The sequence below is a fragment of the Mesorhizobium sp. Cs1299R1N3 genome (assembly GCF_037179625.1).
In the GTDB taxonomy this organism is placed as follows: domain Bacteria; phylum Pseudomonadota; class Alphaproteobacteria; order Rhizobiales; family Rhizobiaceae; genus Mesorhizobium; species Mesorhizobium salmacidum.
Map to the genome: position 1 here is coordinate 85,203 of NZ_JAPYKQ010000020.1, position 11,001 is coordinate 96,203.

Below are 11,001 nucleotides of genomic sequence, written 5' to 3' on the forward strand. Positions count from 1 at the left end.
CCTTTCCACGGACGCGGCTATTGCCGCATTGCACAAATTCCCGAGCATGCCCACAATGCGAGCATGATCCGAACTTCACTCGCCGTCCTGGTGATCGACGAAAACCGCATCCGCGCTTCGATAATCGAGGCCGGCTTGCGCGAGGCGGGCCATGAGCGGGTCACCGTCATCCATGACGTCAGCGGCATTGCGCGCCGCATCGCCGAGATCGAGCCCGACGTCATCGTCATCGACCTGGAAAACCCCAACCGCGACATGCTGGAAAACATGTTCCAGCTGTCGCGTGCGGTGAAGCGGCCGATCGCCATGTTCGTCGACCGTTCCGACCAGGCCTCGATCGAGGCGGCGGTCGATGCCGGCGTTTCGGCCTATGTCGTCGACGGGTTGAGGCAGGAGCGCGTCAAGCCGATCCTCGACATGGCGGTGAGCCGCTTCAACGCTTTCTCGCGCATGGCGCGCGAACTGGAAGAGGCGCGCAGCGAGCTCGAGAGCCGCAAGGTGATCGACCGCGCCAAAGGCATACTGATGAAGTCGCGCGGCCTGACCGAAGAGGCCGCCTACACGCTGCTGCGCAAGACGGCGATGAACCAGAACCGCAAGATCAGCGATATCGCCCAGAGCCTGGTGACTGCCGCCGGGCTTCTCGGACCGGCGGAGGACGAATAGACATGGGCGCCGAGCACCAGATCACCGCCGGCTTCATGCCGCTTTTCGATAGCGCCGTCCTGGTCGCGGCCGGCGAACTGGGCTTTGCCGCGCGCGAAGGCATCGATCTCACCCTTCACCGCGAGACCTCCTGGGCCAACATCCGCGACCGCATCGCCATCGGCCATTTCGACCTCGCGCACATGCTCGGGCCGATGCCGCTCGCCTGCAATCTTGGCCTCACCCCCCTCGCCTCCGAGACCATCGTGCCCTTTTCGCTGGGGCTCGGCGGCAACTGCGTCACCATCTCCAACGCCGTCTGGGCCGGCATGGCCGCGCACGGCGCCGTACCCGATCTCGATCCGGCTCGCGCCGGCGCGGCCCTTCGCGCGTTCATCCGCGAGCGGGCGGCCGCCGGCCGCGACCCACTGCGCTTTGCCGTGGTACATCCGCATTCCGGGCACAATTACGAACTGCGCTACTGGCTGGCCGCCTGCGGCATCGATCCCTCGCGCGAGATCGAGATCGTCATCGTGCCGCCCCCCTTCATGGCCGACGCGCTGGCAGCCGGCCGGATCGACGGCTATTGCGTCGGCGAACCCTGGAACAGCGCCGCCGTGGCGGCCGGCACCGGCCATATCGTCACCGTCAAGGCGCTGCTCTGGCGCAACAGCCCCGAGAAGGTGATTGGCGTGCGCAAGGCCTGGGCCGAACAGAGCCCCGAGGCGCTGGCGGCGCTCTTGCGCGCACTGCATCACTCGGCGCGCTGGTGCCAGGATCCCGCGAACCGCGACGAATTGGCCGCGGTGATGGCGCAACGTGGCTTCCTTGGCCTGCCGCCGGCCGTCCAGATGCCGATCCTGACTGGCCGTCTCCGGCTGGGCGGCGGGGCGGAGCTGGACATCGACGACTTCTTCGTGCCGTTCGACAAGGCCGCCAACTTCCCCTGGAAAAGCCATGCACTGTGGTTCTACACGCAGATGGTCCGCTGGGGGCATGTCGCGCACACGCCGGAAAACCTTGCCATCGCCCGCGATTGCTACCGGCCCGACCTCTACCGCTCGGCGCTGAAGCCGCTCGGCGTCGCGCTGCCCGGCGCCAATGCCAAGGTCGAGGGCGCGCTGAAGGTGGCGACCCCGGTGGGCTCGGCCGGCGCAAGCCTGGCGCTCGGCCCGGACGGCTTCTTCGACGGCCAGATCTTCGATCCCGACGAGATCGACGCCTATATTGCGGGCCAGTCGCGCCGCTGATCATTCGCGCGCCATTCTTGTGCATTGCACAAAATTTATGCGATCCATCGACCGGATTGGTCAATGTTTGACCTTGTCCGTTGCTGGCGCGACCGAACCATGAGTCGGCGATCCAACTGATTTCGTTAGACATTCCGGCCCGTACAGAAACTGGCACGGTTCCTGCATTGAAATAAACGAGCCCTTCTCGGGCAATCGAACAGGCGTCCAATGGCGGGCGCCACAGGCAAAGCTGCCGCTCAGGTCTACACGCGATCCCGGATGTACGGACGCGAGGGCCTGGTCGGCGGCTTTTTTGTTTTGGACCCGAACACGCAATCAACGGAGCGCCGTTCCCAAGGCGCCCAACCGGAGACGACGATGACGAAACGGATCGGAACAACATCCCTCAAGGATTTCACCCGCCGCGATTTTCTGGTGAGCAGCGCGATGACCGCGGTGCTGTTCACCGTGGCGCTCCTGCTGTTTCCCACCGGCACCAAACCAGAGGGCAAGGCTCCGCAAATGATCGCGCAAGGCGCGGCCTCTTCGCGCTGACCTATGCCGCACCGCATTCAACACCCAAGAACGAGCGCGGCGATGCCGCAAACCGGAGCCTGACATGACCGCAAATCTCCCAGCCGCGCCCAGCCAGGACACTGCTCCCCGGCAGGCGCTCGTAATGTCCACCATCGCCTTCACCGTCTGCTTCGCGGTGTGGACGATCTTTTCGATCATCGGCGTGCGCATTAAGCAGGATCTTGGGCTGAACGAGACGGAATTCGGCCTGCTCGTCGGCACGCCGATCCTCACCGGCTCCCTCGTGCGCATGGTGCTCGGCGTCTGGACCGACCGCTTTGGCGGTCGGCTGGTCTACACCGCGACCATGCTTGCGGCGGCAATCGCGACCTTCCTGCTGGCTTTTGCGCACACCTACGCGCAGATGCTGGTCGCCGCACTCGGCGTCGGGCTAGCCGGCGGCTCCTTCGCCGTCGGCGTGTCTTACGTCTCGCGCTTCTTCCCCGCCGACAAGCAGGGTACGGCCCTCGGCATCTTCGGTGCCGGCAATGTCGGGGCCGCGGTCACCAAGTTCCTGGCGCCTTTCGTGCTTCTTTCCTGGGGGTGGCAGTCGGTTGCGCTGATCTGGGCGGCGGCACTCGTCGTCATGGCTGTCGTCTTCTGGTTCACCACCGGCGATGACCCGGTCATTCGCGGGCGCCGTGCCGGCAAGGCGACAGCCGTGAGGAGCTTCTGGCAGGAATTCGCGCCGCTCAAGAACCTGCAGGTCTGGCGCTTCGCCTTCTACTATTTCTTCGCCTTCGGTGCGTTCGTGGCGTTGTCGCTGTGGCTGCCGCGCTATCTGATCGGCGTCTACGGCTTCGGTCTCGCGACCGCCGGCATGATCGGCGCGGCCTATTCAATTCCCGCAAGTGTCTTCCGCGCTTATGGCGGCGTGCTCTCCGACCGGATCGGCGCCCGCACCGTGCTCTATTGGACTTTCGCGGTCAGTGCCGTCGCGACCTTCATTCTGTCTCTCCCCTCGGCAGACTACGTCGTGCGCGGCATCAGCGGGCCGATCGCCTTCCATTTCGAGATCGGCCCGCTCGCCTTCATTGCCGTTGCCTGCGTGCTCGGCTTCTTCATGAGCCTTGGCAAGGCTGCCGTCTACAAACACATTCCCGCCTATTATCCACAGAGTGTCGGCGCGGTTGGTGGCGTGGTGGGCATGATCGGCGGTCTCGGTGGCTTTATCCTGCCGATCGCCTTTGGCGCGCTCAACGACCTCACCGGCGTCTGGTCGAGCTGCTTCATGCTGCTCTTCCTGATCGTCGTCACCTGCTTTGCCTGGATGCACTTTTCCATCCGGCGCATGGAGCGCGCGACAGCCGCCGAAGCTCCAGACCTTTCCTACGCCGCAGAGTGACACGGGAGCGGAGTAAGCACATGACCGAAAAACTCGTCATCATCGGCAACGGCATGGCCCCCGGGCGCATGCTGGAGCATCTGCTGGAACAGGCGCCGGATCGTTACGCCGTCACCATCTTCAACGCCGAGCCGCGCGTGAATTACGACCGCATCATGCTGTCGCCCGTGCTGTCAGGCGAAAAGGCCTATGAGGAAATCATCATCCATGGCGACGGCTGGTACATCAAGCACGGCATCACCCTCTACAAGGGCCACAAGATCGTAGCCATCGACCGCCAAGCGAAGACCGTCACCTCCGATCACGGCGTGACCGAGCCCTACGACAAGCTCGTCATCGCCACCGGCTCTGTGCCGTTCATCATCCCGGTGCCGGGCCACAACCTGCCGGGCGTGCTGACCTATCGCGATCTGGATGACGTCCGCGCGATGATGCTTGCCGCCCAGTCGCGCGCCAAGGCCGTCGTCATCGGCGGCGGCCTGCTCGGGCTCGAGGCCGCGGCCGGGCTGAATTCGCAAGGCATGGATGTCACCGTACTGCATGTGATGCCGACGCTGATGGAGCGCCAGCTCGATCCGGCCGCCGGCTATCTCCTGCAGCGCGCCGTCGAACAACGCGGCATCAAGGTCATCACCAAGGCCAACACCCAGGCGATCACGGGAAATGGCAAGGTCGAGCAGGTGGAACTCGCCGACGGCACAATCATCCAGGCGACCCTGGTGGTGATGGCGGTCGGCATCAGGCCGAATGCGGCGCTGGCCAAGGATGCAGGCATCGCCGTCAACCGCGGCATCGTCGTCGATGCCGGGATGCGCAGCAACGACCCCGACATCTTCGCGCTCGGCGAGTGCGCCGAGGTGGGCGGCACGGTCTACGGGCTGGTGGCGCCGCTCTACGAGATGGCGCGTGTTGCCGCTCATCAGCTTGCCGGCGACGAGACCGCCGCCTTCGTCCACATGGACACTCCGACCAAGCTCAAGGTCACCGGCATCGACCTCTTTTCGCTCGGCGACTTCGCCGATGGCGACGACCGCCAGGAGATCGTGCTGCGCGACGCTTCCGCCGGCGTCTACAAACGCCTGGTGCTCAGGGATGACCGCATCATCGGCACCGTGCTCTATGGCGAGACGGCTGACGGCGCCTGGTTCAACGACCTGAAGAAGAAGCAGACCGACATATCGCAAATGCGCGATACTTTGATCTTCGGCCAGTCCTACCAGGGGGGTGCCCCGCTGGACCCTATGGCGGCCGTTGCAGCCTTGCCGGATGATGCGGAAATCTGCGGCTGCAACGGCGTCTGCAAGGGCAAGATCACGGGCGCGATCACGGGCAAGGGCCTGACTTCGCTCGATGACGTGCGCGCCCACACCAAGGCGTCGGCCTCCTGCGGCTCCTGCACAGGGCTGGTCGAAAAGCTGATGGTGCTGACCCTCGGTGACACCTACAACCCGGCCGCGGTGCAGCCTATGTGTTCCTGCACCACGTTCGGCCATGACGAAGTACGCCGGCTGATCAAGGCCAAGCACCTGAAGACCATTCCGGCCGTCATGCAGGAGCTGGAGTGGAAGACCTCCTGCGGCTGCGCCAAATGCCGGCCGGCACTCAACTACTATCTCGTCTGCGACTGGCCGGACGAATATGCCGACGACTACCAGTCGCGCTTCATCAACGAGCGCGTCCACGCCAACATCCAGAAGGATGGCACCTATTCGGTGGTGCCGCGCATGTGGGGCGGCGTGACCAATGCGGCCGAACTGCGCGCCATCGCCGACGTCGTCGACAAATTCGAGATCCCGATGGTCAAGGTCACCGGCGGCCAGCGCATCGACATGCTGGGCATCCGCAAGGAGGACCTGCCGGCGGTGTGGGCGGACCTCGGCCAGGCCGGCTTCGTCTCGGGCCATGCCTATGCCAAAGGGCTGCGCACGGTGAAGACCTGCGTCGGCTCCGACTGGTGCCGTTTCGGCACGCAGGATTCGACCGGGCTCGGCATCCGCATCGAGAAATTCATGTGGGGTTCGTGGACCCCGGCCAAGGTCAAGATGGCGGTGTCGGGTTGTCCGCGCAACTGTGCCGAGGCGACCTGCAAGGATGTCGGCGTGATCTGCGTCGACAGTGGCTACGAGATCCACTTCGCCGGTGCCGCCGGTCTCGATATCAAGGGCACGGAAGTGCTCGGCCTGGTCAGGACCGAGGACGAAGCGCTGCAGCACATCGTGGCGCTGACGCAGATGTATCGCGAGCAAGGGCGCTATCTCGAACGCATCTACAAATGGGCCAAGCGCATCGGCATAGCCGAGGTCAAGCGCCAGATCATGGACGACGGCGAGAAGCGCCAGGCCTATTACGAGCGCTTCGTCTTTTCGCAGAAATTCGCCCAGGTCGATCCGTGGTCCGAGCGCGTCTCCGGCAAGGACAAGCACGAGTTCCGGCCCATGGCCTCGGTCGGGTTTGCGCAGGCGGCGGAGTGATGGAGATGTCAGCGCGAGGCACCCCCCTCTGGCCTGCCGGCCATCTCCCCCTCAAGGGGGGAGATCGATCCTCATCGCGGTCTTCGCCAATTGTCAACGTTGCAGAATGGGCGGTGAGCCTGAAGCTGCCAATCTCCCCCCTTGAGGGGGAGATGTCCGGCAGGACAGAGGGGGGCGCCTGGGCGCGTTCCTATCAAGCAAAGGCAATGCTATGAACTGGATATCGATCGGCACCATCTCCGATATTCCCCGGCGCGGCGCGCGCTGTGTCGCCACGCCGCAAGGCAAGATCGCCGTCTTTCGCACGGCGGACGATGAGGTCTTCGCCATTGAGGACCATTGCCCGCACAAGGGTGGACCGCTGAGCCAGGGCATCGTCCATGGCGCGGCCGTGACGTGTCCTCTGCACAATTGGGTGATCTCGCTGGAGACGGGCAAGGCGCTTGGCGCCGACGAGGGCGCCGTGCGCACTATCCCGGTGAAGCGGGAAGGCGAGCGCCTGTTCATCGCGCTGGAAGCGCTGGCCAGCCGCGCGGCCTGAACCATGGAGATTGACGAAGCACGCGAGGTGAGGACCACCTGCCCCTATTGCGGGGTGGGCTGCGGCGTGCTGGCAAAGGTCGCCGCGGACGGGCAGGTGTCCGTCCGTGGCGACCCCGATCATCCGGCGAATTTCGGCCGGCTCTGCTCGAAGGGCTCCGCGCTCGCCGAGACCATCGGCCTCGACGGCCGGCTGCTCCATCCGCAAATCCACGGCCGAGGCTCCTCTTGGGACGAGGCGCTCGACCTCGTCGCTTCGACCTTCTCCCAAACCATTGCCGAACATGGTCCCGACGCGGTCGCCTTCTACGTCTCCGGCCAGTTGCTGACCGAGGATTACTATGTCGCCAACAAGCTGATGAAGGGTTTTGTCGGCTCGGCCAACATCGACACAAATTCGCGTCTCTGCATGGCGTCCTCCGTCGCCGGCCACCGCCGCGCGTTTGGTTCGGACACCGTGCCGGGAAGCTACGAGGATCTGGAACTCTCCGATCTCATCGTGCTGGTCGGCTCCAACCTCGCCTGGTGCCATCCGGTGCTTTATCAGCGCATCGCGGCCGCCCGCGAAAAACGGCCCGAGATGAAGGTGGTGCTGGTCGACCCGCGCCGCACCATGACATCCGACATCGCCGACATCCATCTGGCGATCGCGCCGGATGGCGACGTCGCCCTGTTCACCGGCCTGCTCGCCTGGCTCGGCCAGCACAATGCGCTCGATCGTGCCTATATCACGGCGCATACGTCCGGCTTTGGACAAGCACTGTTCGCCGCCTCGGCGCTCAACCTTGCCGGCGTCGCTGCCGCCACGGGGCTCAGCGAAGACGAGCTCGGCCGTTTCTACAGCCTGTTCGCCAGGACGGAAAAGACGGTCACCGTCTACAGCCAGGGCGTCAACCAGTCGTCCCAGGGCACCGACAAGGTCAATGCGATCATCAACTGCCATCTCGCCACTGGCCGTATCGGAAAACCAGGCGCCGGGCCGTTCTCTGTCACTGGCCAGCCCAACGCCATGGGGGGCCGCGAGGTCGGCGGCATGGCCAACATGCTCGCCGCCCATATGGAGATCGAAAACCCCGAGCATCGCGAACGCGTGCAGCGCTTCTGGAATGCGCCGGCGATTGCAGGGAAACCTGGCCTCAAGGCGGTCGATATGTTCAAGGCGGTTGCCGACGGACGCATCAAGGCACTGTGGATCATGGCCACCAACCCGGTCGATTCGATGCCGGATGCAGCCGCCGTCGAAGCGGCGATCAAGGCCTGCCCCTTCGTCGTGGTGTCGGACGTGCTGGCCGAGACCGACACGGTCCGCCATGCCCATGTCCGGCTGCCGGCGACGGCTTGGGGCGAGAAGGACGGCACCGTCACCAATTCCGAGCGCCGCATCTCGCGCCAGCGCGCGTTCTTGCCGGTCCCCGGCGAGGCGCGGCCCGACTGGTGGATCATTGCCGAGGTGGCGCGGCGCATGGGCTTTGACGAGGCATTTGCGCATGAGACGCCGGCGGAGATCTTCGCCGAGCACGCTGCCTTGTCGGGGTTCGAGAATGACGGCGCGCGCGATTTCGACATTGGCGCTTATGCTGGTGTCGATAGAGAAGACTACGACGCGCTAGCGCCCTTCCAATGGCCAGCGCCGAGCCCAGGCACCCCCCTCACTCCTACGGGGCACCAATCCACCCGCTTCTTCGCCAACGGCAACTTCTACACGCCCGACCGCAAGGCACGCTTCATCGCCATCCGCCCAACCGTCGAAACCCGCATCACCTCCGACTTCCCGCTCATCCTCAACACCGGCCGCATCCGCGACCACTGGCACACCATGACGCGTACGGGCAAAAGCCCGCGCCTGTCCCAGCACATCGCCGAGCCCTTTGTCGAAATCCACCCAGTGGACGCGCAACGCCACGGCATTGGCGATGCCGACATCGCGCGCGTCTCGACTCCGCGCGGCGAGGTGCTGGTCCGCGCGCTTGTGACCACGCGCCAGCGCCAGGGCAGCCTGTTCGCGCCGATGCACTGGACGGACCAATTCGCCGCCAGGGCCCGGCTCGACACGCTCACCGCATCGCTTACCGATCCGGTGTCAGGCCAGCCGGCGTTGAAGCATGTCGCGGCCAGCATCGAGAAATTCACCGCCAGGACCTTCGGCTTTGCCGTGACACGCAAAAGACCCGCGACGATGGCCGCCGATTACTGGGCGGTAGCCAGATGCCGAGGCGGCTGGCGGGTCGAGCTTGCCTTTGCCAATGACGATGTCGACTGGACGGCCTTCGCCGGTTCGCTCTTCGATACCGCGGATGCCGAAGTTCTCGCCTATCACGACCGCGAGGCCGGCCAACACCGCATCGCCGCCTTCGATGGCGAGCATCTGACGGGTGCCTTGTTTATCGCGCCCGGTCCGGTCGCGGTGTCGCGCGGCTGGGCGGCCGAGCAGCTCGGCGAGGTCCACGCCAGCCAGCGTCAGCGCTTCAGGATCGTTGCCGGTCGCGCCGGTGCCGGACGGCCCGATGCCGGCGCGACCGTCTGTTCCTGTTTCAACGTCGGGGTCAACCAGATCACGGCTGCCGTGGCCGCTGGCTGCGCCACCGTGGACGCCATCGGCGCCACGCTGAAGGCAGGCACCAATTGCGGCTCCTGCCGGTCCGAGATCCGCGCGATCATCGCGGCCAACCGGATTCAGGCCGCCGAATGAAGGCGACATGACCCCGCCAGGCCGGACTGAACTCCGGCCGGAACGTGGGATCGACCTGTCCAGCAGTAATTCGACTTCGCGGGTGATGGGGTGAAAGACGCCGCCATGGACCAGCAACCGGAAATGCCCCTGCAGGCGATCGTCGCGTGACGCCGCTCGCCTGCCTGGATCCCACCGTTCGGCTGACCATTGTTGGGAGGTGTTTTCCAAGCCATGGCAAGCAGTTGGCGAAATGCGCCATGAAATCGTCGCCGTGGATCTGTGGCTCGGCTAGCGCTGTCCTCCGCAATTGGTACGTCTGGACACGCGTGTTGAAGACTGAAAAATGGGGAACGCAACCTCGCCATCCGAGTTGATTCAAAGCATCGGGAGATCAGCGCTGAATCTGGAAGACATAGCCGGCCATCCGGCCTTGCACCGCTACGTTCAGGAACAGTCGCAGTCCCTGATCCGCATTTACGAGGAAAGCCCGCGCCTGGCTTCCATCTTTGCCACACAGCAGCGCTGGCTTTTGGGTCATGTTGGCCTTGCCATGCACTTCAGGCGAGACCCGAATGACCGCCGCAAGGAGCTGACCGTATCGCGTTTCATCGAGGTCGTGCACAAGAACGCGGTGGCCAGCCGCAACACGGCGGACGCCTTCATCAAGGAGATGCTGCACTACAACATCGCCGAGTATGTGGCGGGCGGGGACGGCCGCACGCATCCCCTGCAGCCGACAGCGGCCACCATCGAGCGATTCACCGGCTGGGTAACAGCCCATCTGCGCACGCTCGACCACATCGACGGCGGCGACCGGCTGGCCAGATTCCTGGAGCGGCCCGAGATGCTTGCCACGCTGCAGCCCCTGGTGGCTGACGGCCTGCTTGCGTCCAAGCCGGTGCGCGAACCCAACCAGACCTTTTCCCTGTTCATCTGGCTCAACAATGGCGGCATCGTCATGGACTGGCTGATGTCGGGCATCGACCCCGCCCACGCCGGCCTGGAGCGGATTCCGACCGGCGTGGTTTCGATCGGTGACTTCGCCAAATGGCTCAAGCTGTCGCGGACCCATCTCGGCCGCAAACTGCGCACAGCGGAGGAACTCGGCAGCATTGGCTGGCTTGGTCAGCGCGGCCATTCGGTGATGTGGGTGTCGCACGGATTCTACGAGGAATACATGACCGTCCAGGCCGCCAAGCTGGCCGTCGTCGACACCGCCTTCAAGGCCTGTTTTCCACCATCGCAGGGCGACGGCTGAGCAGCGCCGCGCACGAGAGCCCATTCCAGGAAAGTGTGAAGCGTTTTCCGTCCGGAATTGCGCCAGAACAGGTGGACCGACCGGTTCCGCGTTTGCGTGGCTGGGCGACGCCGAGGACCTCAGCGTCGGCTGGCTCGGCGGTAGTGTGCTGAGAGTTCTGCAAATTCGCTGAGAGAGGGCGGTCATGGCAGGCTGGTGATGTTCAACGTCACCTGATTCCCGCGAAGGAACGCCACCATGACCAAGATTGAGAGTAAGACCGC

The 11,001-nt window shown here is 64.8% G+C and carries 8 protein-coding genes; all 8 read left to right on the forward strand.

The genetic code is table 11. The features are described from left to right. Positions 1 to 63: 63 nt before the first annotated feature. The 8 genes from O7B34_RS28220 (at position 64) to O7B34_RS28255 (ending at position 10,738) form a co-directional block, all read left to right on the forward strand. Positions 64 to 666 (forward strand): ANTAR domain-containing response regulator, encoded by a 603-nt coding sequence (locus O7B34_RS28220; protein WP_027144304.1) that lies wholly within the window; start codon positions 64 to 66, stop codon positions 664 to 666. A 2-nt stretch (positions 667 to 668) separates the two neighbouring features. Continuing rightward, complete coding sequence (locus tag O7B34_RS28225; RefSeq protein ID WP_337149100.1) at positions 669 to 1,895, forward strand: CmpA/NrtA family ABC transporter substrate-binding protein; 1,227 nt, start codon at positions 669 to 671, stop codon at positions 1,893 to 1,895. Positions 1,896 to 2,105: 210 nt separating this feature from the next. Next, entirely contained in the window at positions 2,106 to 2,432 is a 327-nt protein-coding gene (locus O7B34_RS28230) for a hypothetical protein (protein WP_337149102.1), read from the forward strand. Positions 2,433 to 2,496: 64 nt separating this feature from the next. After that, entirely contained in the window at positions 2,497 to 3,798 is a 1,302-nt protein-coding gene (locus O7B34_RS28235; protein WP_337149104.1) for an MFS transporter, read from the forward strand. Between the two features lie 20 nt (positions 3,799 to 3,818). Continuing rightward, positions 3,819 to 6,269 (forward strand): nitrite reductase large subunit NirB, encoded by a 2,451-nt coding sequence (nirB, locus tag O7B34_RS28240; protein WP_337149105.1) that lies wholly within the window; start codon positions 3,819 to 3,821, stop codon positions 6,267 to 6,269. A 211-nt stretch (positions 6,270 to 6,480) separates the two neighbouring features. Then, a complete protein-coding gene (gene nirD, locus O7B34_RS28245) occupies positions 6,481 to 6,810 on the forward strand; it encodes a nitrite reductase small subunit NirD (protein ID WP_027144300.1) in 330 nt (109 codons plus the stop codon). Between the two features lie 3 nt (positions 6,811 to 6,813). Next, positions 6,814 to 9,498, forward strand: a complete 2,685-nt coding sequence (locus O7B34_RS28250) for a nitrate reductase (RefSeq protein ID WP_337149106.1) — start codon at positions 6,814 to 6,816, stop codon at positions 9,496 to 9,498. A 325-nt stretch (positions 9,499 to 9,823) separates the two neighbouring features. After that, the gene (locus tag O7B34_RS28255; protein WP_337149107.1) at positions 9,824 to 10,738 is read left to right on the forward strand and encodes a hypothetical protein; all 915 of its coding nucleotides are present in this window, start codon (positions 9,824 to 9,826) and stop codon (positions 10,736 to 10,738) included. Positions 10,739 to 11,001: the final 263 nt, after the last annotated feature.